The 24,684-nt window shown below is 65.5% G+C and carries 18 protein-coding genes and 2 pseudogenes; 12 read left to right on the top strand and 8 right to left on the bottom strand.

From position 1 onward, the window contains the following. Positions 1-23: 23 nt before the first annotated feature. Positions 24-1,415 (bottom strand): FAD-binding oxidoreductase, encoded by a 1,392-nt coding sequence (locus AC1DIO_RS15330; protein ID WP_476853629.1) that lies wholly within the window; start codon positions 1,413-1,415, stop codon positions 24-26. A 264-nt stretch (positions 1,416-1,679) separates the two neighbouring features. On the opposite strand from AC1DIO_RS15330, the gene AC1DIO_RS15325 reads away from it, so the two are divergent. The 4 genes from AC1DIO_RS15325 (at position 1,680) to AC1DIO_RS15310 (ending at position 5,896) form a co-directional block, all read left to right on the top strand. Further along, positions 1,680-2,708 (top strand): ABC transporter substrate-binding protein, encoded by a 1,029-nt coding sequence (locus AC1DIO_RS15325; protein WP_441506656.1) that lies wholly within the window; start codon positions 1,680-1,682, stop codon positions 2,706-2,708. Positions 2,709-2,808: 100 nt separating this feature from the next. After that, positions 2,809-3,621 (top strand): ABC transporter ATP-binding protein, encoded by an 813-nt coding sequence (locus tag AC1DIO_RS15320; protein ID WP_441489087.1) that lies wholly within the window; start codon positions 2,809-2,811, stop codon positions 3,619-3,621. After that, positions 3,618-4,508, top strand: a complete 891-nt coding sequence (locus AC1DIO_RS15315) for an ABC transporter permease (protein ID WP_084651136.1) — start codon at positions 3,618-3,620, stop codon at positions 4,506-4,508. Before AC1DIO_RS15320 ends, AC1DIO_RS15315 begins: the two co-directional genes overlap by 4 nt. 2 nt (positions 4,509-4,510) lie before the next feature. Beyond that, complete coding sequence (locus AC1DIO_RS15310; protein ID WP_476853628.1) at positions 4,511-5,896, top strand: FAD-binding oxidoreductase; 1,386 nt, start codon at positions 4,511-4,513, stop codon at positions 5,894-5,896. Here the strand turns inward: AC1DIO_RS15310 and AC1DIO_RS15305 are convergent, their stop codons facing one another. Beyond that, positions 5,897-6,784 (bottom strand): hypothetical protein, encoded by an 888-nt coding sequence (locus AC1DIO_RS15305; protein ID WP_476853627.1) that lies wholly within the window; start codon positions 6,782-6,784, stop codon positions 5,897-5,899. 312 nt (positions 6,785-7,096) lie between these two features. Between AC1DIO_RS15305 and AC1DIO_RS15300 the strand changes: the two genes are divergently transcribed. The 4 genes from AC1DIO_RS15300 (at position 7,097) to AC1DIO_RS15285 (ending at position 10,970) form a co-directional block, all read left to right on the top strand. Further along, entirely contained in the window at positions 7,097-8,242 is a 1,146-nt protein-coding gene (locus tag AC1DIO_RS15300; RefSeq protein WP_441489090.1) for an MlaE family lipid ABC transporter permease subunit, read from the top strand. A gap of 16 nt (positions 8,243-8,258) precedes the next feature. Next, positions 8,259-9,113 (top strand): ABC transporter ATP-binding protein, encoded by an 855-nt coding sequence (locus AC1DIO_RS15295; RefSeq protein ID WP_441506653.1) that lies wholly within the window; start codon positions 8,259-8,261, stop codon positions 9,111-9,113. A 116-nt stretch (positions 9,114-9,229) separates the two neighbouring features. After that, on the top strand, positions 9,230-10,363 hold the full coding sequence (locus AC1DIO_RS15290) for an MlaD family protein (protein ID WP_441506652.1): 1,134 nt from the start codon (positions 9,230-9,232) through the stop codon (positions 10,361-10,363). 4 nt (positions 10,364-10,367) lie between these two features. Further along, complete coding sequence (locus tag AC1DIO_RS15285) at positions 10,368-10,970, top strand: ABC-type transport auxiliary lipoprotein family protein (RefSeq protein ID WP_441506651.1); 603 nt, start codon at positions 10,368-10,370, stop codon at positions 10,968-10,970. Positions 10,971-11,168: 198 nt separating this feature from the next. Here AC1DIO_RS15285 and AC1DIO_RS15280 read toward each other — a convergent pair whose 3' ends face one another. Further along, a complete protein-coding gene (locus AC1DIO_RS15280) occupies positions 11,169-17,594 on the bottom strand; it encodes an apolipoprotein A-IV repeat region-like domain-containing protein (RefSeq protein ID WP_476853626.1) in 6,426 nt (2,141 codons plus the stop codon). A gap of 249 nt (positions 17,595-17,843) precedes the next feature. Between AC1DIO_RS15280 and AC1DIO_RS15275 the strand changes: the two genes are divergently transcribed. Further along, positions 17,844-18,200, top strand: a complete 357-nt coding sequence (locus AC1DIO_RS15275) for an Hpt domain-containing protein (protein ID WP_476853625.1) — start codon at positions 17,844-17,846, stop codon at positions 18,198-18,200. A gap of 84 nt (positions 18,201-18,284) precedes the next feature. Continuing rightward, positions 18,285-18,605, top strand: coding sequence for a 2Fe-2S iron-sulfur cluster-binding protein (locus AC1DIO_RS15270; RefSeq protein WP_069882120.1), 321 nt, complete (start codon positions 18,285-18,287; stop codon positions 18,603-18,605). Between the two features lie 195 nt (positions 18,606-18,800). On the opposite strand, the pseudogene AC1DIO_RS15265 reads toward AC1DIO_RS15270, so the two are convergent. Further along, positions 18,801-19,799: pseudogene (locus AC1DIO_RS15265) on the bottom strand (MFS transporter); the annotation flags it as partial. Positions 19,800-20,072: 273 nt separating this feature from the next. Between AC1DIO_RS15265 and AC1DIO_RS15260 the strand changes: the two are divergent. After that, entirely contained in the window at positions 20,073-20,501 is a 429-nt protein-coding gene (locus tag AC1DIO_RS15260) for a universal stress protein (RefSeq protein ID WP_069877316.1), read from the top strand. A 20-nt stretch (positions 20,502-20,521) separates the two neighbouring features. Here the strand turns inward: AC1DIO_RS15260 and AC1DIO_RS15255 are convergent, their stop codons facing one another. The 3 genes and pseudogenes from AC1DIO_RS15255 to AC1DIO_RS15245 all read right to left on the bottom strand — a co-directional run. Then, positions 20,522-21,118 (bottom strand): hypothetical protein, encoded by a 597-nt coding sequence (locus tag AC1DIO_RS15255; protein ID WP_441489097.1) that lies wholly within the window; start codon positions 21,116-21,118, stop codon positions 20,522-20,524. A gap of 32 nt (positions 21,119-21,150) precedes the next feature. Continuing rightward, complete coding sequence (locus AC1DIO_RS15250) at positions 21,151-22,326, bottom strand: vWA domain-containing protein (protein ID WP_476853624.1); 1,176 nt, start codon at positions 22,324-22,326, stop codon at positions 21,151-21,153. Between the two features lie 80 nt (positions 22,327-22,406). Further along, positions 22,407-22,691 (bottom strand): annotated as a pseudogene (locus AC1DIO_RS15245) (HU family DNA-binding protein); the annotation flags it as partial. Between the two features lie 277 nt (positions 22,692-22,968). Between AC1DIO_RS15245 and AC1DIO_RS15240 the strand changes: the two are divergent. Next, entirely contained in the window at positions 22,969-24,210 is a 1,242-nt protein-coding gene (locus AC1DIO_RS15240; RefSeq protein ID WP_441489099.1) for a flavin-dependent oxidoreductase, read from the top strand. Positions 24,211-24,217: 7 nt separating this feature from the next. On the opposite strand, the gene AC1DIO_RS15235 is transcribed toward AC1DIO_RS15240, so the two are convergent. Then, complete coding sequence (locus AC1DIO_RS15235) at positions 24,218-24,583, bottom strand: PilZ domain-containing protein (protein WP_441489100.1); 366 nt, start codon at positions 24,581-24,583, stop codon at positions 24,218-24,220. Positions 24,584-24,684 lie beyond the last annotated feature (101 nt).

The raw sequence follows: 24,684 nt of genomic DNA, 5'->3' as shown, positions 1-24,684 counted from the left end.
CTCAATCCGTCCTTGTCTGCTCGTCATTCCGCCGCCTGCGCAGCATCGGCTTGCCAGTTCAACAGCTTGCCGGGGTTCATCAGTCCTTGCGGATCGGCGATCCGCTTGAACTCCGGTTGCGGCGCATCGACCTTCTTCCAGCCGGCATTGTTCAGGACCCAGCTATGCGGGTTCGAGGCCTGGATGCCCGCTTCTTCGGCCTGCGCCATGATCTCGTGCAGGCGCTCGGCCGTGGTGAAGCGCACCAGCGGCAGGCTGGAATGGTAGACCTTGCCCTGCCGGCGCTGGAACTCGATGTGGAAGAGCACATCCTCGTGGAAATGCGTCTCGGCCCAGGCCAGCAGTTCGAGGTTGCGGACCGGCGGGAAGCGCAGTTGCAGATAGGTGATGTCGGGGTCGACCTTCAGCGCATGCAGCGTGGTGTGGTTCCAGGTGTATTCGTAGAGCGGGCCGGGCGCGCCCTTCTCGCGATGCTCCCCAAATGCCGCGGCGCGGGCTTCAGCCGCTGCGCGCGAGAAGGTGACCGTTCCGCCCATCTCGGCAATCAGCCGGTCGAGCTCGTCGCCCTGCGGCTCGGAGACCATCAGGATGGCAAAGGCCTTGTTCTCGCCCAGCCAGGGCGCGAGCCGGCGCAAATACGGGGCAATGCGCGGATCGTGGATGCTGATCAGCTTCTTGGCGATGCCGTCGCATTCGGTGAAGGCCTGGCCGAAGGCGGCCGCCTGGCCAAGGGTCTCGAAGGTCGCGATCCGTTCTGCCCATGCATGGGCGGGTGCCAGTGGCACCTCGACCTCGGTGATGATGCCGTTGACGCCATAGGCGTGCATGACCTTCAGGATGTCCTTGCCGCGCAGCTCGATCAGCCGCGGCTCCGGCTCGACCGTCATGACTTCGACGGCGATGACCGCGCCTGGATTGTCGATCTGCCCCCAGGTGCAGGAACCGGCGCCGGCAGCTCCGCCGGCGATGAAGCCGCCGAGCGTTGCCTGTGCCCGGGTCGAGGGATGCATGCGCAACTCCTGCCCGAGCGGAGCAAGCGCCTTGTCGATATCGAGCATGTTCGCGCCAGCCTCGAACCGGCCCGCGCCGAGGGTGGTCGAGACCACGCGGCTGAACCGGGACAGGTTGAGCACGACCCCGCCTTCGAGCGGCACGGCCTGGCCGTAATTGCCGGTGCCGCCGCCGCGAATCGTCAATGGCACGCGATGGCGCGCGCAGGCCGAGGCGACGCGGCGAACCTCGTCCTTGGTCTTCGGCAGGATCACGAGTTCAGCCTGCTTGCCCTCGAGATCCGGCTTCAGCACGGGGGAGAACCAGAAGAAGTCGCGGCTGTGCATCCTGAGCGACGGCGCGTCGTCATAGATGGTCAGATCTGCGAGTTCGGCGCGAAGTGCGGAGAGGGCAGGGCTGGTCATGCTGATCTCGGATTCCGTGGACGGCGCCACCATAGCCGGAAGTGCCGGCGGAGGAAGCCGCGTGGCCGCATGGCGCCGTCGCGGCTGTTGATCACTTCAGGTGTTGCAGATCTGGCGAGGAATTGGGCAAATGCCCGATCTCTGTGCGTAATAATGCGATGCCGGATTTCCAGCGCGCCTGGCAGCGTGGCATATATGTTGCTCGCTGGTGGCCACAGCGCGGCGCGGACGCCGCTGGCTAGCCTGTTCCTGGAGGTCCGTTCCATGACGATGAAGTATCGCGTGAGCCGTCGCGCTGCGCTCGGCCTGATCGGCGGCTCGGCCGCTTCCGCCCTGATCCCGGTTCCCGGAGCCAGGGTCAATGCCCAGACGCTGGACAAGGTCAGCTACCAGACCAACTGGCGCGCCCAGGGCGAACATGGCGGCTTCTATCTCGCCCTCGCCAACGGCATCTACAAGAAATACGGCATCGACGCCGATATCCGCATGGGCGGCCCGCAGCAGAACCCGTCGCAGCTCCTGCTCGGTGGCCGGGTCGACATGATCATGTCGAACTCGTTCGAGGCGATCCGCTATGCCCAGGAGAACCTGCCCTTCCTCTGCATCGCCTCGATCTTCCAGAAGGACCCGCAGGTCCTGATCTCGCATCCGGGCCAGGGCAACGACACGCTGGCTGCGCTCAAGGGCAAGCCGATCCTGGTCGGCGCCGGCGGACGCACCAGCTTCTGGCCCTTCCTGAAGGCGAAGTTCGGTTTCACCGACGAGCAGATCCGGCCCTACACCTTCAACATGGCGCCGTTCCTGGCCGACAAGACGATCTCGCAGCAGGGTTTCCTGTCCTCTGAGCCCTTCGCGATCCGCAAGGCCGGCGTGAACCCGGTCGTGCACCTGCTCGCCGATTCCGGCTTCGGCAACTACAACACGACCATCAACATCTCGAAGAAGATGGTCGCCGAGAAGAAGGACGTGGTGCAGCGCTTCGTCACCGCGACTCTCGAAGGCTGGGCCGAGTACATGAAGGGCGGTCCGGCGATCGAGGCCGCCAATGCGCTGATCCTCAAGGACAATCCCGACATGGACGGCGAGAAGCTCGCCTATGCCCGCCAGGTCATGAACGAGAACGGCATCGTGCTCTCGGGGGACGCGCTGACGCTTGGCATCGGCGCGATGACCGATGCGCGCTGGGCCGATTTCTACAAGATGATGACGGAGGCCGGCGTCTTCCCTGCTGGCATCGACATCAAGAAGGCCTATAGCCTCGAGTTCATCAACAAGGGCGTCGGCAAGGCTTAGGCGGCTTCCGCCCTTCATGGACCCCGGGTCGGCGCGGCGGCGCCGATCCGTCCGGGATGACCGGAAGACGTTCGACAGCAGCAAGATGGATCATCAGGCTTTGGACACAGCCTATCTGAGCAGACCTCATGTCGAAGGCAGCGGCGCCAGGCCGCTCGTATCAGTCCGGCATGTCTCGAAGCAGTTCGCCAACGGCACATTGGCCGTGCGCGACGTCAATCTCGACCTTGGCACGGGCGAGTTCATCAGCCTGCTCGGCCCCTCGGGCTGCGGCAAGTCGACCTTGCTGCGGATGATCGCAGGCCTGGGTGCGCCATCGACGGGCACGATCGACTGGCCGACGACGAGTCATGACGCCTCCGGCAAGCCGGAGCGCGATCTCGGCTTCGTCTTCCAGGACCCGACATTGATGCCCTGGGCGGATGCCCTGTCCAACGTGATGATGCCGCTGATCCTCAAGCATGTGCCGAAGCGCGAGGCGCAGGAGCGCTCGGCCGAGATGCTGGCGCTGGTCGGGCTGAAGGGCTTCGAGAAATCCTATCCGCGCGAGCTTTCCGGCGGCATGAAGATGCGCGTCTCGATCGCCCGTGCGCTGGTGATGCGGCCAAAGATCCTGCTGATGGACGAGCCCTTCGCGGCGCTGGACGAAATCACCCGTCACCGCCTCAATGACGACCTGCTCGAGCTCTGGTGGAAGACGAAGTTCACCGCCGTCTTCGTCACCCATTCGGTGTTCGAGTCGGTCTACCTGTCGAAGCGCATCGTCGTCATGGCGGCTCGTCCCGGGCGCGTCATGGCCGATCTCGACGTCGATGCTCCCTATCCGCGCGACGAGCTGTTCCGCACCTCGGCCGATTACGCGCATCTGTGTCGTGTCGTTTCCGGCAAGCTCAAGGAGGCGATCGGCTCATGAGCGCGCCGTCCCTGGATACCACCATGCCGCATGTGCCCCATGACGGGACCGATGCGGAAGCGCGCCCGATCTTCGCGGCCGAGCCCCGCATCCTCGGCCTGCCCGCCAGCGCCTGGCCCCGCATCCTGGCGCCGATCGCGGTTGGCGTGCTGGCGCTTGGCCTGTGGGAGTTCCTCGTCCGCTGGAAGGAGATCCCACCCTATATCCTGCCCGGGCCGGTGCTGATCGGGCAAACGCTGATCGCCGACTGGGGCACGCTTTCGGGCTCGCTCTGGATCACGCTGCGCATCACCTTCATGGCGCTCTTCGCAGCCGTGGTCGTCGGCGTCACGCTGGCCGTGCTCTTCACCCAGTCGAAATGGCTGGAGATGTCGCTTCTGCCTTATGCGGTGGTCCTCCAGGTCACGCCGATCGTCGCGATCGCGCCGCTGATCATCATCTGGGCCGGCGACATCAACCTGTCGCTGCTGATCTGCGCCTGGATCGTCGCCTTCTTCCCGATCCTGTCGAACACGATCCTCGGGCTGAACTCGGCCGACCACAACCTGATCAATTTCTTCCAGCTCTATGGCGCGACGCGCTGGCAGACGATGCGCTATCTCAAGCTGCCGGCCGCGCTGCCTTACTTCCTGGCGGGCCTGAAGATCTCCGGCGGTCTTGCCCTGATCGGCGCGGTGGTGGCGGAGTTCGTTGCCGGAACGGGAGGGAGCGAGTCGGGCCTCGCCTACCGCATCCTCGAAGCCGGTTATCAGCTCAAGATTCCGCGGGTCTTCGCCGCCCTGATCATGATCTCGCTCTCGGGCATCGCGATCTTCCTGGTGACGAGCTGGATCTCGCATCTGCTGTTGCGGCGCTGGCATGAAAGCGCGCTGAAGCGGGAGAATTGATCATGAACGCCGTCCCGGACCGCAAACCGAGGGCGGTTCAGCCCTCGCGCTACGATATCGCGGGCTTCAAGACCGATATCGCCGACATCCCGCTGATCGATGAGCCGCAGGTCGTGCGCAAGCGCTCGCGCGACTTCTTCTGGTACTCGCCGATCCTCAATGCCGAACTGGCGAACAAGTCGGCCGATATCATCGTCTGTCCGCGCGACGAGGCCGATGTGGTGCGCGTTGCGGCGGCCTGTGCCAGGCGACGCATCCCGCTGACGGTGCGTGCCGCGGGAACCGGCAATTACGGTCAAGCCGTGCCGCTTGAAGGCGGCGTCCTGCTTGATATCACCGCACTGACCGCGATCGAGTGGCAGAAGCCCGGCGCGATCCGCGTCCAGGCCGGCGCCAGGTTGCTCGATATCGACATGGCGACCCGGCCATCCGGCTACGAATTGCGCATGCATCCCTCGACCAAACGGTCGGCGACTGTCGGCGGCTTCGTCGCGGGCGGCTCGGGCGGCGTTGGGTCCGTGACCTATGGCGGCCTGCGCGAACCGGGCAATATCCTGGCGGCCCGCGTCGTCACGGTGGAGGAGGAGCCGCGCATTCTCGAGCTGCGCGACGACGCAGCCCAGAAGATCAACCGCGCCTACGGCACGACCGGCATCATCACCGCGCTCGAAATGCCGCTGGCCCCGGCCTGGCCGTGGATCGACGTCATCGTCGCCTTCGACGATTACATCGAGGCGTTCCAGGCCGGCTATGACGTCGCGCTGGCAGACGGCGTGGTCAAGAAGCTGGTGACGCCGATCTCATCGCCGATCCCGTCCTATTTCGGCGCGTTGAAGCAGCATTGCCCGCCAGGCAAGAGCATCCTGATCTGCATGATCGCGGAGGCCTCGCTCGGCCCCTTCAAGGCGATCATCGGTGCGCGCGGAACGGTGACCTATGAGGCGCCCTCGGAGGAGGGGCCGGGCACGGTGCCGCTCTATGAGTACACCTGGAACCACACGACGCTGCAATGGCTGAAGAGCGATCGCTCGATCACCTATCTGCAGTGCCTGTTCCCGCATGACCGGCTGGTCGCGAGCGCCCGCGAGATGATCGCACGCTTCCCGGACGAGGTGCTGCCTCATCACGAGTTCATCCGCTTCGGTGGACGCGTGACCGCGAGCGCCTTGCCGATTCTGCGCTACACGACCCCGGAGCGGCTGAACGAGATCATCGCGCTGCATGAGGAGGCGGGCGTGATGATCGCGAACCCGCATGTCGTCTCGCTCGAAGGCGGCAGCCGCCACAAGCGCGCCGATGCCGACCAGCTCGGCTTCAAGCACGAGGTCGATCCCTACGGGCTGCTGAACCCCGGCAAAATGGATAGTTTTGTCGCGAAACCCGGCTGATCAGGCGAAGAAGGCGAGCTTCTTGTCGACCGGGAGCGCTTCGATCTTGCGCAGCTCGACCTCCGACGTCGTCGCCGCGGCTCTCGGCTTCGGCGCAGCCACTGTGACCGCAGCCTCGGGGGCTTCCGCGAAGACGAGGTCTTCCTCCATCATCTGAATCGTGCTGAGCCGCCGATGATTGGAGGCTCTCGTTCGGATGCGCGGGGTCTCGTGCAGGGTGGAGCGCGGCTTGTCGTCGATCTCGACGATCTCGATGTCGTCATAGGTCGAGAGTGGAACGGCCTCGCGCAGATCAAGCGCCTTGGCAGGCATCGGGGGCGGCGTGATCCGGCTTGTGTCGGGGGCGACATGGATGCTGCCGGCGATGGCCCGCAGGCTGCTGTCGAGCATGGCAATCGTGTCGGCGATCTTGCCGATCTGCTGCGCGGTGCCCTCGACAACGGCGCTTGCCGCATAGATCTCCGTCGCCCGCCGATCGAGCAGGTCGCACATCACTTCCGCCGCGCCACTCTCGCGCAGGCCCCAGGCAGCTTCCTGGATGCTCTCGGTCGCGCCGACGATGCTGCCGGCCGCGGTCTCGATACGTGCAGCGAGACGCGACGACGGCTCGCCGGCCTTGCCGCTGATCCGTTCCAGATCGCTGCGCAGATCCATGATCAGCGCGATGGCCTCGCTCACATCTGGTCCGCTCGACGCCGGAGCAGCAGAGACGCCCATGGCATGCTGCAGCCTGTCGATGGCAGCCAGCACCTGAGCGGTGTCGGCCTGCCGGTTTCGCTTGGCGTGCTCGGCCATGAACCAGCGCCCGCGCGCGGTCTCCATCACTGCCGCGGCGATAGCCTCGTAGTCGGTCTCGCTCAGCGGTGTCAGCGAACGCGCGTCGCCCATGACGAACCTGCTCTCGGGGAGACTGACCGATTCGGGCCGGGCAGTCGTGATGATCCAGCGAAAACCGTGCGACAGAATTGATTAAGGAAGTGCTGCCATGCGGCATCGAAAGGCGCCTCGATGCACAAAAAAACCGGAGCGCGCCGATCACGCGGTGGGAGCGTTCGCGGCGACAGCGATGCAGCGCGACGACGCTTGCCAAGCGTGCCCGGCACGGCGATACAGGTTTCGGGGATAGGGCCTGACCTGGCATTAGGGTGCCATGCGCGGACGGAGGTCCGATGAGGCCGATCGAGGGACATCAGGGAGACCATGGCGAGCCTCGACACCGCCGAACCCCAGGCCGTCTTTCACGACGATGCAGGTAGCCTCGCCATCGAGCTGACCGGCTCCTGGAGCGCCGAGCGCGCGCCGCGCATTGAGGAATTGATCGCTGAAATGGGCGAACGCATCGCCTCGGTGTCGCGCGCGACCCTCGATCTCTCCGCGATCATCCGGCTCGATACGCTCGGCGCCTATGTTCTCAACCGGCTGAAGAACCAGCGCGAGGCCGCCGGGGGCTCGGTCGAACTCGTCAGCCGGAGGCCGGAGCACGCGGTGCTGCTGGCCGAGGTCAATATCCACGACTGCTCCGTCCCGCCGACGGTCCATCATTTCGGCATTGTCAGCGTGCTGGTGAATATCGGCGAGGCCATGGTCCGCTTCGGGCGCGACATGGTCGGCGGAGCGATGTTCCTCGGCGAGGTGGTGGTCGGCTCCGTCAGCGTCATGTTCGGTCCGCGCAAGTTCAGGGGACCGCCGCTCGTCAATCAGATCGAGCTGATCGCCTTCAATGGCGCGCCGATCATCATGCTGATCTCGTTTCTGGTCGGCTGCATCGTCGCCCAGCAGGGCATATTCCAGCTGCAGCAGTTCGGCGCTTCGGCCTTCGTCGTCAATTTGACGGGCATCCTGATTCTGCGCGAGCTCGGGGTACTGCTCACCTCGATCATGATTGCCGGCCGTTCAGGCTCGGCCTTCACCGCCGAGATCGGCTCGATGAAGATGCGCGAGGAAATCGACGCCTTGCGGGTGATGGGGCTCGACCCGATCGAGGTCCTCGTCGTTCCCCGCATCCTGGCGTTGATCATCTCGCTGCCGATCCTCACCTTCATCTCTTCCATGGCCGGCCTGGCGGGTGCGGCGCTGGTGAGCTGGCTCTATGGCGGCATCGGCATCGATACCTTCCTGGCGCGCCTCCAGTCGGTGATCACCTGGAAGCATTTCGCCGTCGGGCTGATCAAGGCTCCTTTCATGGCCTTCGTCATCGGTCTGATCGCCTCGATCGAAGGTCTCGCCGTCCAGGGCTCGGCCGAGTCGCTCGGCCGTCAGGTCACGGCCTCGGTGGTGAAGGCGATCTTCATGGTCATCCTGGTGGACGGGCTTTTCGCCATGTTCTTTGCATCCATCCAGTTTTGAGGGCGGTGGGCCGGGCATGAGCGCAAACTGGGGCCAGTCGGCGGGATATCCGCCGTCGCATGACGCGGCCGAACCGTCCGGGAGCAACCAGGACGCGCCGGAGCCTGTCATCAAGGTGCGCAATCTCAAGGTCGCCTTCGGGGACAAGGTGATCATGGACGGCCTCGATCTCGACGTCATGCGCGGCGAGATCCTCGGTTTCGTCGGTGGGTCCGGCACGGGAAAATCCGTCCTCACCCGCACGATCCTCGGGCTCGTGCGCAAGCAGCGCGGCACGATCGAGGTCTTCGGTGAGAATGTCGACGATCTCGAAGGGCCTGCGCGACGCGCCCTTGAACAGCGCTTTGGCGTCATGTTCCAGCACGGCGCTCTCTTCTCGGCTCTCAGCGTCAAGCAGAACATCCAGGTGCCGATGCGGGAATACCTGAAGCTGTCGCCCACGCTGCTCGACGAGATGGCGATGCTCAAGCTCGAGATGGTCGGTCTCAGGCCCGATGCGGCGGACAAGGCGCCTTCCGAGCTTTCGGGCGGCATGATCAAGCGCGCGGCGCTCGCGCGGGCGCTGGCGCTCGATCCCGAGATCGTCTTCCTTGACGAGCCGACCTCGGGCCTCGATCCGATCGGCGCTGCCGAATTCGACCAACTGATCATGACGCTGAAGGAAACGCTCGGCCTCACCGTCTTCATGGTGACGCATGATCTCGACAGCCTGTATTCGGCCTGCGACCGGATCGCTGCGCTGGCGGACAAACGCGTCATCGCGGTCGGGCCGATTGCGACGATGCTGGCCTCCGATCACCCCTGGCTGAAGGCGTATTTTGGTGGCGAACGGGCCCAGGCTCGCCTCCCTGCTGACCAGAGAAGGTCGTGAAGCGAGTTCGATAAGCGACCAGGGCCGCGAAACCCGGCCTCGATTGACGCGTTGGAGGAGAATGTTGCCCGAAAGCTGCTTCGCCCCTTGCAGAATCCTGCTCTAACGTTGCGCTAATGGAATCGCGCGCGAACTACGCACTGGTCGGTCTCTTCACGCTCGCGGTCCTCGCGGCGATGTTCGGCTTCGTCTACTGGTTCAACAGTGGCCTGGCGGGCCGCCGACAGGATGTCCGGATCGTCTTCAGCGGCACCGTCACCGGACTGGGGCGCGGTTCCAGCGTGCTTTTCAATGGCCTGCGTGTTGGCGAGGTCACCCGCATCGAGCTGCTGCCGGACGATCCTCGCCGGATTTACGCCGTCGTTCAGGTCGACAACACCACGCCGCTCAGGGTCGACACCCGAGCCCGGATCGAGGCTCAGGGGCTTGCGGGCGTCGTCGCCGTGCAGTTGCTGGGTGGCGACCCGGATTCCCCCGTGCTGAAGCCACTGCCTGGCCAGAGCCTGCCGACGATCATTGCCGAACGGTCCGAGTTCCAGGACATCCTCGAAACGGTGCGCACGATCGCCAAGCGGGCCGACGAGGTGCTCGGCGGCATCGAGGGGCTCGTCAAGGACAATGCTGGCTCGATCGGCAACACGGTCAGGAATGTGGAGAAATTCTCGGCTGCGCTCGGCAACAATTCCGACGGCATCGACAAGCTGATGAGCAGCTTCGGCCAGATCGCCGATACGATCGCCCCGCTTTCGCAGAAACTCGGCAGCCTGAGCGATGAACTTACCGAGGTTGTGAAGTCCGTCGACCAGCGCAAGGTCGCCAACATCGTCGCCAATGTCGACAAGTTCACCGCCGCACTGGGCGACAACAGCGAGGATGTCGGCAAGGTGGTGAAGGATGTCGCCTCCATTAGCGAGAAGCTCAACAAGGCGGCTGATCAGGTCGAGGGCGTGCTCAAGGCCGCGCAGGGGTTCCTGAATTCCGGGGACGGGCAGGGGGCGCTGGCCGAGGTCGGCAATGCTGCGCGCTCGATCCGCACCCTTGCCGAGAACCTCGACAAGCGCACTGCGGAGATCACGACCGGGATCAACCGCTTTACCGGGCCGGGCTTGCGCGACATCGAGAACCTCGCCGCCGAAGGCCGTCGGACGCTGACGGATTTCAACCGGGCGCTGCGCAATATCGAGCGCAATCCGCAACAGTTCATCTTTGGCGGCCGTCCGCCGCTTCCCCAGTATAGCGGATCGCGCTAGTCAGATGCCGATGTCGTCCCGCCTTGCGCCAGAACCTGGCTTCACGCCGATCGCCGCTCTCGTCCTGGCCGTCTCGCTCACGCTGAGCGGCTGCAGCGGCGGCGCGACGCCCACCACCTACGATCTGTCTGCGCCGCGCGATTTCGGCCGGGTCGGAGGAGCGCGCGCAGCCCTCGTCATCAACGAGCCGACGACGGTCCAGACCCTCGATTCCGATCGCATGATTGTCCGGGACTCTGCCGGCGCGCTGTCGTTCCTCGGCGGCACGCAATGGGCCGACCGGGTTCCGAAGCTCGTGCAGATACGGTTGCTCCAGACTTTCGAGAACGGCAGCCGCATCGCGTCGGTTTCGCTGCCGGGCGAACGGATCGTTCCCGATTTCCAGCTCAACACGGATATCCGCAGTTTCAATATCGATGCTGCGACGAACTCCGCCGTGGTCGAGATCACCGCGAAGCTGGTCGGGGACCGGACCGGGCACATTCAGCGCGCCAAACTGTTCTCGGCCAGGGTGCCCGTCGGTGCCGTCGACGGTGCCGCCGCCGCCCGCGCGCTCGACCAGGCGCTGTCGAAGGTTCTGATCGATATCGTCCGCTGGGCTGCTTAGATCACGCTGTGTTTGGACGGAATCGTCCAAACACAGCGTGATCTACTCTCATTGTTGAGAGCATGCTCAATGCGAAAAACCGTCGCCACGTTTTCGCAATGTGCTCTGGGCGAAAGCGACATCGAGTTCGCAAGGCTTCAATGAAAACGGCCGCCCGATTGGGCGGCCGTTTTGCATTTCGGGGTGGTGGAGGGGCGCTTACTCGAAGCGCCCGCTCGCATGGGCCAGCATGGTGTAGACCTTGCCGGTCTCGGAGGTGAGGTAGGTCTTCGCCACCATCGAGTCACGGTCGTCCTTGGCCGCCTCGCCGAGCAGGCGCTCGAACTCGTCGATGTAGCGGTCGACCGTCTCCTTGAACTCCGCATCGCGGCGGTACTTCCGCCGGATCTCGTCGAAGGTCTGCTGACCCTGCAGGGTATAGAGCCGGCGCGTGAAGACGTTGCGCTCGCCGCGCTTGTAGCGGTCCCAGAGCTCGACGGCCGCATCGTGGTCGATCATCCGGGCGATATCGACCGAGAGCGAATCGAGCTTCTCGATCGAGTGCGCAGTCGGCTTGCTCGGCTCCGCCTGCCGGTCCTCACGCGAGGCGCGGTTCAGCAGATCGGACAGCCAGCCGGACTTGGCCGGGGGCTGTTCCGGTGTGGCCTGACGGCGCGAAGCGTCCGGTGCGGGCGTCGGGCGAGCCGGGGCTGCCTTCGCATCGGCGCGCGGTTCCGGCTTGGCAGGCTCGGCTGTCGCATCGATCGAGGGCCGCAGCGGTTCGGCCAGGGTCGTCACGCGTGCCTGCGTGACGGAGGCGGAATAGGCCGGGGCTGCCGGCATGACCGCAGCCGGACGGCGAGCCGGGGCTTCGGCAGGGCCGGCATTGCGCCCGGCGCGCGTCGCGATTTCGGTCAGCTCGTTGAGCGCCTTGATCTGCTCGGCAACCACACGGCGCATCTCTGCCGTCGATTCCTGCGTCTCCTTCGGCAGGTCGAGGACGCCGCGCTTCAGTTCGGAGCGTGTCGCCTCGAGCTCGCGCTGGATCTCGGTGGAGATCTTGCGCATGTCCTCGGCGGCGCCCTGGAAGCGTTCCGTGACCTTGGACAGCTCGTTGCCGAGTTCTCCGCTGACCTGCTCATAGGCCGAGCGCAGAGCGTGCGCAGTGCGCTCGCGCTCCTTGCCCGTGGTGGCACGGATCATCTCGAACTGCTGCATGATCGCGCCGGTCGTGGCTTCGGCCGACTCTGTCAGCACGCCGCCGATCTGGCGTGCGCGTGCTTCGGCGCTGCTCAGCGACTCGTCGATCAAGGCCGCGAAGGAGCGCGTGATCGTTTCGATGTCGTCGGTCTTGCCCGAGATCAGGCCATGCACTTCCTCGAGCGTGTCCTTGCGATCGGCGAGAGCCTTGCCGACACGCGCCTCGACCTGCTCGAGCCGCGAGGCAACAGCGTGCAGCGCAGCCGTGCTTGCCTGGGTAACCTCGGAGAGCGAGGTGCCCTGGCCGTCGAGCTGGCCGACAAGCGCAGCGGTCTGGCGCAAGGTGCCTTCCGAGAAGGCCTTGAGCTCCTCGACCTGGGCCGCGACCTGTTCCGTCGCCCCCTTGGTCTCGTCCATGACGGTGGCGAGCACTGCCTGCAGGTCGCTGACGCGCTCCGACAGGCCGGCCTCGATCGCGCCGAGGTTCTTGTTCGCGCCGTTGACGATCTGCTGCATCAGCTTGTTGGCTTCGCCCAGGCGGCCAAGCATGCCGCCGAGCTCGCCGCGAAGCTGCTCGTTGGTGCTGACCAGGGCTTCGACCGACTGGCGCGTTCCGACCTCGAGCGTGTCGCGCAGCCCCGCCGACGAGGTGTCGAGCGCAGCCGTGATCTCGGTGCCGCGTTCGCGCAGGCCGGCGAGGATCGAAGAGCCGCGGCTCTCGATGGCGCTGACCACGGTTTCGCCGACCGACGCGACCTCGTTGGCGATGGCCTCGCCGCGCAGGCCGAGCGCCGCAACCATGCCGCCGCCCTTGTCGTCGAACAGGGCGCGCAGTTCGTCGGCGCGGGCCCCGAGCGAGACCGAGATCTCCTCGGACTTGTTGTGCAGTGTGTCGGCGATCTGCTGGCCGCGCGTGTCGAGCGTCCCGGAGACGGAGTCGAGACGGTTGACCACGCGCTCCTCGAAGCGCGCGACGCTCTGGTCGAGCGTATCGGCGATCTGCAACGCCCGCCCGCCAAGGGTGGCGTTGATGGTATCGGCCTTCTCGCTGAGCGTGCGCGTGAGCGACTCGCTCTTCGAAGTGACGACGTCCCCGATCTCGTCTGCCTTTGCCGCCAGGGCTCGGGTGACCTCCCGGCCGCCCTCGGCAAGCACGCGGGCGATGTCGACAGTGCGTTCGACCAGCGCCTCGTTGAGCGCGGTGGCCCGCGAGCCGAGATTGCCGTCGATGCGGGCAATGAGCCCGTCAAGGGAGGTGGCGATCTCGGCACTCTTGGCGCCGGAACGCTCCTCGAACACCTTGATCTGCTCTTCCATGGCCGTCGCCGCTTCCTGGGTTCGGGCGGCGAGAATATCGGCGGCCTCTGCCGCGCGGGTGCCGATGCGGTCGGCCAGCGCCTGGCCGTCGCCGGTCAGCAGCCGCTCGGCCTCGTTCAGGCGCGCCGCCACGGATTCGGTGAATTCGCGCGTGTCTGTGCTGAGCTTGGTTGCAAGGGCTCCGCCCTGACGGACCACGATGTCTTCGAAGGCGTCGAGGCGGATGCCGAGCGCGGCTTCAACTTCGCGACCCTGCGTGTCGAACAGGCTCGTGAACGCGGCAAGGCGTTCGCCAAGGCCGCTCTCGATGTCGCGGCCCTGTGTGTCGAACAGCTGGGTGAAGGCCGCGAGGCGTTCGTCGAGGCCGCTTGCGATGCCGTGACCATGCGTGTCGAACAGCTGGGTGAAGGCCGTGAGGCGTTCGTCGAGGCTGCTCGCGACGCCGTGACCATGGCTGTCGAACAGCTGGGTGAAGGCCGCGAGGCGTTCGTCGAGGCCGCTGGCGATGCCGTGCCCCTTGGTATCGAACAGCTGGGTGAAGGCGGCGAGGCGCTGGTCGAGGCCACTCGCGATGCCGTGGCCCCTGGTATCGAACAGCTGGTTGAAGGCGGCGAGGCGCTGGTCGAGACCGCTGGCGATGCCTTGGCCCTTGTTGTCGAACAGCTGGTTGAACGCTTCGAGGCGTTCGTCGAGGCCGCCGGCGATGCCTTGGCCCTTGCTGTCGAACAGGTGGTTGAACGCTTCGAGGCGTTCGTCGAGGCCGCTGGCGATACCGTGGCCCTTGCTGTCGAACAGCTGGTTGAACGCTTCGAGGCGTTCGTCGAGGCCATTCGCGATGCCGTGACCCTGCGTGTCGAACAGATGAGTGAAGGCAGCAAGGCGCTCGTTGAGGCCCGTCTCGATGCCACGGCCCTGCGTGTCGAACAGCTGGGTGAAGGCGGCGAGGCGTTCGTTGAGGCTGGTCTCGATGCCACGACCCTGCGTTTCAAACAGCTGGGTGAAGGCGACGAGACGCTCGCTGAGATTGGTCTCGATGCCGCGGCCCTGCGAGTCGAACAGATGCGTGAGTGCGGCGAGGCGCTCGTTGAGGCCGTGCTCGATGACGCGCCCTTGCGAGTCGAAGAGCTGGGACAGGGAGACAAGCCGCTCGTTGAGCGTGGCCTCGATACCCCGACCCTGGGTCTCGAACAGCTCGGAGAAGGCAGCGAGGCGCGCAGCCAGGGTGCCGTCGATCTGGCGGCCCTGCGTATMGAAGAGCTGGTTCAGCGCGTCGTGGCGGCTTGCCAGCGTCTCGTTCAGCGCCTGGGCACGGTTCTCGACCGAGCGCAGCATCGACTCGGCATTGGCGGCCAGGGCCTCGTTGACGCGTCCGCCCTGCTGGGTCAGCGCCAGCACGATTTCCCTGCCGGTGTCGGCAAGAAGCGTGCGCGCGTCTTCTGCATGCACGGTGAAGGTGGCGCGCAACCCCTGTGTCGCTTCGCTGACAGTTTCGGCGACATGGCGGCCATCGACATTGATGGTCTCGGTGAGGCTGCGGGTGGCGTCGGTCATGCGCCGTGCCAGATCCTCGCTCTGCTCGCCGAGCAGGGTGTGAACCTCGCGGCCGGTGCTGACGAGATCGCGGATCATCGTCTCGCGCTGCTCGCCGAGCAGGGCGCCGACCTCCTGGCTGGTTTCGCCGAGGCGGGCGATGAAGCCGGCCTGCTGCTGCTCAAGTGCGGAGCGGGCGCTCTCGACGCTTTCCGTCACGCGGGTCGCAAGCGCATCGCCTTGTTCGCCGAGCTTGAGGTGGAGGTTCTCTCCGGTCTCGGCAAGCTGGGTGATCAGTGCGCCACCGCGTTCGGCGAGCAGGTTGTGCACGGAGCGGCCGACATCGGCGACCCGCGTGACCAGCGCCTGGCTCTGGCCGCTGAGCAGATCCTGCATGTCGAGGCCGGCCTGCGAGACCTTCACCGTCATGCCGCCGGTCTGCTCTTCGAGCAGGGCGCTGACCTTGGTGCCGGTCTCGGACAGGCTGGTGATGAGAGAGCTGCGCTGTTCGCTGATCAGGCTGTGGACTTCCTGCCCGGCAAGGCCGAGGCGCGCGACCAGGTTGTCGCCTTCCTGACCGATCAGGTTCTGGACATCCTTGCCGCTGCGGCCGAGGCGGGCGACGAGCGCATCGCCCTGCTCGTTCAGGAGCTTGTGCACGTCCTCGCCGGTCTGGCCGAGGCGGGCGGCCAGCGTTTCGCCATGGCGGTCGAGCAGGGATTCGACATCCTTCCCGGCGCCGGAGACGCGGCTGGTGAGCTTCTCGGCCTGCTGATCGAGCAGGGTATGCACGATCTCGCCGGTCTCGGAGAGGCGGGTCACGAGGCTGCCGCCCTGCTCGGTGAAGAGCCCATGCAGGCTGGTGCCGACATCGGTGATCCGGGTCGTCAGTTCGTCGCCCTGGCGGCCGACCGTATCCCCCAGCGATTTGCTCGCCTCGTCGAAACGCAGCACGATGGCGTCGCCGCGTTCGCGCAGCACGTCCTCGACGGTGCGGGCCGTCTCCGTGAGGCGGCTGACCAGCGTCTCGCCCTGGCTGTCGATCAGCCCGTGCACGTTGTTGCCGACTTCAAGCAGGCGCGAAGCCATGCTCTCATGCTGCCGGCTGAGCAGGCTGTGGACGCCGCGGCCGACCTCGGCGAGGCGCGTGGTGACGCTTTCGCCTTCGCTCGAGAGCGAGCTGCGCAGGGTCTCTCCGGTCTCCGCGATACGCTGGGTCAGCGTCTCGCTCTGGCCCTCGATCAGGCCGACCAGCGTGCGGCCGCTCTGCTCGAAGCGCTCGGCGACGGTGGTGCCCCGCTCCGAGATCTCCTGGGCCAGGCTTTCGCCCGTCTGCCTCAGGGTCTCGTTGACGGTCTCGACCCGCGCCGTCAGCGTCTCGACGACCTGCGAGCCGGTCTCGCTGATCGCCTTGGTGACGTCGCGGGCGCCCGAGGTTAGGCCCTCTGTCAGAACCTGGCCGGTACGCTCCAGCGAGGAGGCAATTTCCTGAGCGCGCCCGTCGAGCATCGTCGACAGGTTGTCGCTGGCGCCGGACAGCCGCTCGCTGACCTCGCCTGAAGTGATCTGCAGGCGTTCGACCAGTTCGTGGCTGCGGCCGCTGATCTCGTCGATCATGCGCTCACCGGCGCGGCCGAGCGCGACCGTGATCTGGTCGCCCTTCTCGCCGAGCGAGCCGGTGACGCGGTCGCCGGCCTGAGAGACGGCTTCGGCAATGCTGCGGCTGGCGCTTTCCAGATCCTTGGAGAGGGACTCATGTGCGCCGCTGATCGCGAATTTCACGCGCTCGGCATTGCCCACAACGGATTCCCGCTGGGTGACGAGCTCGTCGATAAGCGCGCGCAGCCGGATTTCGTTATCCGCATAGGCGCGCTCGAGCGTGGCGATCTCGCCGCGCACGATCGTTTCCAGTTCGCCGGCGCGTGCGACGGCGCGCTCGATGCCGTCGCCCATGGCGGCGACTTCGCGACGGATCGTCTGGCTTAACGAGAGAACGGAATCGGCGCCGACCACTTCCGGCTCGGCCAGGCGCAACGCGACCTCCGTCATCGCTCGCGAGACGAGGCGCATCTCCTGGGTGCGGCGGTACAGTGCTGCGAGCACGAAGAAGAAGACGATGGGGGTGCCGATCGCCAATGCGAGCATGGCCCATTCGCCAGGGCCGAAGCCGGCGAGGCCTTCCGGCACGCCGCCGCTGAACGACCCGAAGCGGCCGACGAGCACGAAGGCGACGCCGGCGAGCCAGAGCAGCGAGGCAAAGCCCGCGAACCAGGAGGGGCGGCGCGAGGGGCGGACCGAGAAGGCCTGGACGAGGGAACTGGAATCGCGGCGGTCGTCATTGGCGACGCGGCTGGTATCGGGCGCGATCGCCGGGCGTGGGGCCGCTGCCTGCGGTGCGGGGGCGGGTTCCGGCGGCCTGGGCGCGGGCTCGACGCGAGGCAGGTCGAGCTTGAGATCGCCTTCAGTGGCCGAAGGCAGCTTCGGTTCGGATGGGTGGGGCTCCGCACCGAGGGGCTTCGACTGGTCGAGCCGCAGGGCCTCCTCGATCGCGGACATCGCCGCTTCTGTCGGGTCCTGGAGCTTGTTCTGTCGGGTCATGATTGCCGCCTCGCAACGCTACTTCGATGGGTCGACATCGCCGCGACCCTCGCGCTGCCGGGCGCCGCCTCTGGCGACCGACATCAGGAGGGACAATGCGCCCATCATTTACCAGTTGGAAGGGTAGTGGAGGCTCTATGCGATTGGAACCCATTTGAGGCCCCGATTCACAAACGTCGTTAACGCCTCGTTCACCATGTTGGCGCTTGTTTGAGCATGGGAGCCGCCAAGCCGGCTCGTACAAAATGCGTGTTTCCGAGTGCTCCAATSCCCCAAAAAGCCATTGATCTTGCTCACCTCGCCCGCCAGACCGGCGGCGATCACGACCTCGAGCGCGAGCTGCTGACGCTCTTCGCGCAGCAATGCATCAGCCATTTGCGGACGATCCATTCCGGCAGCGACATCAAGGCCAGAATGGACGCGGCGCATACCCTGAAGGGAGCGGCCAGCGCGATCGGAGCCTGGTCKGTTGCCGAAGCCGCCGATGCCATGGAACGCCAACTGGCTGGCGATGATCCGGCGCGCAGGGACAATGCGATGGATGCCCTGGCCCTGGCCGCGGCCGAGGCACGCGCTGCGATTTCCACGATCGATTGCGCCGCCTGAGGGGCGGTCAGGCGGTCAACGCTCTTTCCACAATGCCTGGAAATGCTCTAAGCGGTGCCGGCGTTGGCCCCGCCGGAGTTTATGATGCCGAAGATCACTTTCATCGATGCCCAGGGAGAAAGCCGTACCGTTGAGGCCGAGACCGGCTCGACGGTCATGGAAACGGCCGTGCGCAACGGGATTCCCGGCATTGAAGCCGAATGCGGCGGTGCCTGTGCCTGCGCGACCTGCCACGTCTATGTCGACGATGCCTGGGCCGAGAAGACCGGCCATGCCGAGTCCATGGAAGAGGATATGCTCGACTTTGCGTTCGACGTGCGCCCGACCTCGCGGCTCTCGTGCCAGATCAGGGTTCGCGACGAACTCGACGGTCTCGTCGTGCGCACGCCGGCCCGTCAGGGCTGAGCAGTCGGGCCTAGGGCGGTCCTGCTCGGCCGCAGCCGGCACGACTGACGCCAGCATTGTCTCGCGCCCGGGCACGGGATGGCGCGGGACCAGGAAAGCCAGCGTCAGCGAGACGGTGGCGACCGCCGCGCCGATGTAGAAGACGATCGCAGGGTCGCGGATCCAGAGCAGTCCGAAGGTCACGGGCAGGAAGACTGCGGCGATGTGGTTGATCGTGAAGGCCACTGCAGAGGTCGGGGCGATATCGGCCGGGTCCGCGATCTTCTGGAAATAGGTCCTTTGCGCCAGGACGAGCGTGAAGAAGACCCCGTCGACGATGAAGAGTGCCCCGGCGACGAAGACGCCCCAGCCGGCGAAATGCCCGTGGCTTGCCAGCGCATAGCCGACGAAGACGGCGATCAGAGAGATGTTCTCGAGCTGGATCGTCGCACGTTCGCCGACACGCCCGACGAGATGGCCGAGCATCGGCCCCACGAAGGTGTTGATGCCGTAGGTCGCAAGCAGAAGCGTAGCCGTCGCTGCGACATCGTAGCCGAAACGCTCGACCAGCAGGAAGCCGCCAAAGGCCATGAAGATCTGCCGGCGCGCGCCCGACATGAAGGTCAGGGCATAATAGAGCCAGTAGCGCTTGCGCAGGACGAAGCCCTTGTTCTGCGGCACGGCACCCTGGAAGCGTGGAAACAGCAGCCAGGTGGCGCCGGTCAGGCAGATGGTGAGCAGGCCCGCCACCACAAAGATGATCGTGTAACCCGGCTGGAACAGCCGCCAGATCAGCGCGATCGAGCCGAAGGCAAGCAGCTGTGCGGCGGCCGAGGCGCCTGCGATCTTGCCGAGAAGCCTTGGGGCCTCCGCCTTGGGCAGCAATTGCAGCTGCAGGGATTGCTGCGCGGTCTCGTAGTAATGGAAGCCGAGCGACATGATCGTGGTGGTGATCAGGAGGCCACCGAGACTGGGATAGAAGCCGGTGATCGCAACCCCGAAGCCGAGCGTGAGCAGGCTGAGATAGGCGAGGATCTGCTCGCGCATGAACCAGAACAGGATGATCGCCGTGAAGGCGAGGAAGCCTGGAATCTCGCGGACGGATTGCAGGATGCCGATATCCTGCCCGGTGAAGCCGGCGGCTTCCTTGGCGAAATTGTTGAGCAGCGCGCTCCAGCTTGCAAAGCCGAGCCAGTTGACGAAGGCCAGCACCATCAGGAAGGCGGCAGGCGAGTGCAGCAGCCCGCGTGGCGGGCGTGAGGCGGGCTGGGCGTCGGTCACATCGGATTACCGGACAGGAGGAACGGCCATCGGCGCCGCCACGGACTTCACAAGACTGCTTCCGTGCGGCGATACTCTTAGGCGAGGCCCGGGCTGCGTCAATTCCGCCCTGTCATGGCGACCATGCGGAACGCTGCGCGTGCCTGGATGTGGTATCGTAGGGCGGCGGCTGCGGAATCTGGCGATGCCGAAAATCGGGGGGATGCGATGTACAGATCGATTCTGGTTCCCGTTGATCTTGCCGAGGTTGACTTCGCGGCGCTCGCCATCAACGCGGCGGTGTCCTTCGCCGAAGCGTCAGGCGGAACCATAAGGCTGGTCTATGTCCGGTCGCTCGTGCCGATCACCTACATGGAGTTCGTGCCGGCTGATTTCGACACCGAACAACAGAGCGAGGCGGAGGCCAAGCTCGCCGATATCGCGGCGGGCATTCCGTTGCCGCCGGATCGTGTTTCCGCAAAGGTGCTGGTCGGTTCGATCCATGGAGAGGTGCTGGCGGAAGCCGATGCGAGCGGCGCCGATCTGATCGTGATCGGCTCGCACGAGCCCGGCATGCTCGCCTATGTCATCGGCTCCAATGCATCGGCCATCGTGCGCCGCGCGAAGTGCTCGGTGTTGGTCGTGCGCAGCGGCTGAGGCGGCCGGAAAGCGGCCTGTCAGCCTGCCGAGGCGCGCGGCACCAGGTCGTCCGGTACTTCGCCTGTCTGCAGCTCGCGGGGGCGGTTGAGCTTGACCATCGGCCCGACCTGCCAGAGCGAGGCGAGGGCAAGCAGGATACCCAGCCATCCCGCCGAGCTGGAGCCCTGCAGGAAGGCGCGCAGCGTGAACATGATCAACATGAGCAGGGACAGGCCGCTGACCACGGTCAGCAGCAGCCAGTTCCAGTTCGGCTTGCCGGCGAGAAAACGGGCGCGCGGATTGGCCCTGACGATTGCGGCCGACAGCGCTTCGACAAAGGCACGATAGCCGGCATCGTCACGCTCCATGTCGGTGAGCGAGCGCCAGGACAGGTTGCCGAAGGTGATGCTCTTGCCGTCGCTCAGCCTGAGCTGCGTCTTGAATCCCTTCGAGGAGATATTGCTCGGCGCATAGACGAAGCGAACCTGCTCGACCGCCGAGAGCCTGACCTGATCGACCTTGCGTGTGCTGTCGATCTCGAGCGTATCGCCCTTCAGGCGGTACGTGATTTCGAAGCCGACCGGCTTGGGACGCTGGCGCCAGGACGGCGGGAGCGCATCATCGTCATCTTGCATGGCGGCAGCCATAGCGGCTCCCCGCAGACTTGTCAGCGGCCCAGTACCTTCATGGCGCCGTCCAGCCCGTCCAGTGTCAGCGGAAACATGCGCCCGCCCATCAGCCCGCCGATCTGACGGATCGACTGGGTATAGCTCCAGAGGTGCTGCTGGACCGGGTTGAGCCAGACCGATTTCGGGAAATGACCGGCCAGGCGCTGCATCCAGACCTCGCCCGCTTCCTCGTTCCAGTGCTCGACCGAGCCCCCGGGCATTGCAACCTCATAGGGACTCATCGAGGCGTCGCCGACGAAGACGATGCGATAGTCGGCCGAATAGGTCCGCAGGATGTCCCATGTCGATATGACCTGATCGTGCCGGCGCCTGTTCTCGCGCCAGACCCGTTCGTAGGGGCAGTTGTGAAAGTAGAAATGCTCGAAATGCTTGAACTCGGCCCGCGCCGCCGAGAACAGCTCCTCCGCCAGTTCGATATGCCAGTCCATCGAGCCGCCCACATCGAGGAATAGCAGCACCTTGACCGCGTTGCGGCGCTCGGGCCGCAACTGCACGTCGAGATAGCCGTGCTTTGCCGTTTCCGAGATGGTGTTGTCGAGGTCGAGTTCTTCAGCCGCTCCCGTGCGGGCAAAGCGGCGCAGCCGCCGCAATGCGACGCGCAGGTTGCGCACGCCGAGTTCGCGCGTGTCGTCGAAATCCTTGAACTCGCGCTTGTCCCAGACCTTGATCGCCCGGAAGTTGCGGTTGCTGTCCTGGCCGATGCGGACGCCCTCGGGATTATAGCCATAGGCGCCATAGGGCGAGGTTCCTGCAGTGCCGATCCATTTCGAACCGCCCTGATGCCGGCCCTGCTGCTCGGCGAGCCGCTGCTTCAGCGTCTCCCAGAGCTTGTCCCAGCCCATTGCCGCGATCTCGCGCCTTTCATCGTCGGTCAGGAATTTCTCGGCGAGCTTGCGCAGCCATTCCTCGGGAATGCCGGCCTGTTCGATCGCCTGCTGCAGGGTCTCCATGCCCTTGAATACCTGGGCGAAGACCCGATCGAATTTGTCGAGATGGCGCTCGTCCTTCACCAGGCAGGTGCGAGCGAGATAATAGAATTCGTCGACGCGGTGCTCGGCGAGATCGGCTTCCACGCCTTCGAGCAAGGCCAGGTACTCCCGCAGCGTGACGGGCACCTTGGCGGCGCGCAGATCGGTGAACAGACGGAGGAACATCGCCCCACTGTGCGGATGGCCGCGGCGGGGTCAAGCAGCACCGGCCCGAAGGCCAGGTGCTGCTTTAAAATATGATCGGCTTACGCCACCGCGTCGGCGAGGTCCTTGGTGACCTTGAACTTGACGACGGTCTTGGCGGGAACCTGGATCATGGCGCCGGTCGAGGGGTTGCGGGCCTCGCGGGCTTCGCGCTTGGCCGCCGACAGCTTGCCGACGCCGCCGAGCGTAACATCGTCGCCGGACTTCAGCGTCTTGKCGACGACGGCTGCGAGCGAGCCGAGGATGGCGGACACGTCGGTCTTGGTCTTGCCGGTTTCGTCGGCAATGGCGGCGATCAGTTCGTTCTTGGTCATGAAACTCTCCTGAAGAACGGTGTTGCTTAGTCGTCGCTGGGGAGGACGCTAATTCCTGCTGCCGTCGCGAATCGCGCGACGACTGGATGTCCGCCCTATGCGAAACTGCCACTTGGCACGGTTGACGTCCAAAAACACGGCATTGGGGCTAGATACGCACAGCATTTCGCTTCGTTCCCGCCTCTGGAGTGCAAAAAATCAGCGGGGCGGCCACCAGGACAGGGGTCATTGACAAATCTTACCCTGTTATTTCAAGTTTAAAATAATGAATACTGATGCGGGGGGACGCATGAAGGTTGTTATCGTCGGAGGCGGAATCGGCGGCCTGACGCTCGCATTGATGCTGCACGCGCGCGGCATCGCCGCGACCGTCTACGAGCAGTCGAGTGATATCCGCGAGGTCGGCGTCGGCATCAACACCTTGCCGCATGCGATCGGCGAACTGGACGAGCTCGGCCTGCTGCCGGCGCTTGATGCCGTCGCGATCCGGACGCGCGAACTCATCTACATGAACCGCTTTGGCCAGACCGTCTGGCGCGAGCCGCGTGGCCTCCATGCGGGGGCGCCGGTGCCGCAGTTCTCGATCCATCGCGGCCGCCTGCAGGGGGTGATCTGCGCGGCTGTGCGCGAGCGCCTGGGGGAGGGCGCTCTGCGAACCGGGCGCCGGCTGCAGGGTTTCGTCCAGGACGAGGGCGGAGTGACAGCCCATTTTACCGATGCGCGGCGCGGCGAGGCCGGCGAGACGGCGCGTGCCGACGTGCTGATCGCGGCCGATGGCATCCACTCCAGCGTGCGCGGACATTATTTCCCGAACCAGGGGGCGCCGCGCTGGAATGGCGTGCAGATGTGGCGCGGGGCTTGTGACTGGCCGGCCTTCCTCGACGGCGAGAGCATGATCATCGCCGGCGGCATGGCCGGAAAACTGGTGCTGTATCCGATCGCCGTGGGCAGCAAGCCCGGCACGCGGCTGACCAACTGGGTCGTCAATATCCGGACGGGGGATCCGGCGAAGCCACCTCCGAAGGAGGCCTGGTCGAAACCGGGCAGGCTTGAGGATGTGCTGCCCTATGCCCGCCGTTTCTCGATTCCCGGCGTCGACATCCTTGCGCTGATCCAGGCCTCGCCCGGATTCTGGGATTACCCGATGTGCGACCGCGATCCGCTGCCGCGCTGGACCCATGGCCGCGTCACGCTGCTCGGCGATGCCGCTCATCCGATGTACCCGGTCGGCTCGAACGGGGCCTCGCAGGCGATCCTTGATGCGCGCGCGCTTGCCGATGCGCTGGTCCGCAGCGAGCATCCGCGTCAGGCGCTGGCGGCCTATGAGGCTGTGCGCCTGCCGGCAACGGCGCAGGTCGTGGCCTTGAACCGGGTTGGCGGCCCCGAACGTGTGATCGATGCCGTCGAGGCGCTCGCGCCGAATGGTTTCGACGATGTCGAACGGGTCATGAGTTACGCAAGGCGTGAGGCCATCGTGAAATCCTATGCCGGCAAGGCCGGCTTTGCGCCGGAGCAGCTGACCCGGCGCTGAGGGGCGATCAGCCGGCTTCGGTCAGTTGCTGAATGCGCGCCTTCAGCTGCGCATTGCTCTGCTCGCATTGCTTCAAGCGCCGGGCGTGGTCGAGAGGCACGATTTCGGCGGTTGAGGCAGGCCGCCCGTCCAGGGCGATCCCGACGCGCTCGCCATCGCGCCACCGAAAGCGTGCGCCGTAGACGTGTCGCTTATGCTCGATCTCAAGCTCGAATGCTGCCGGCAAGGCAACGGCATCGGAGATGAGCACCATGGCGCCAACGTCCGAAAGGTTGCGCACCACGCAGTCGAGCGTGGATTGGCGGTTGTTGAAGACGATGCGCGCGCCCAGCAGGGTGCGCTGCCGTGGAACTTCACGGCGTTCGGTCGTCATGATGCCGCCCCCTCCAAACTTCCGCCGCAGGCATTCTGCCTACCGCTACGTAAGAGGGATAATTGCCACTTTAGCGCGAGTCGCGCAGCCTTAACCTTGCA

Source organism: Allobosea sp. 05T439, from assembly GCF_056396005.1.
This window is presented reverse-complemented; position numbering and strand designations above follow the sequence as displayed.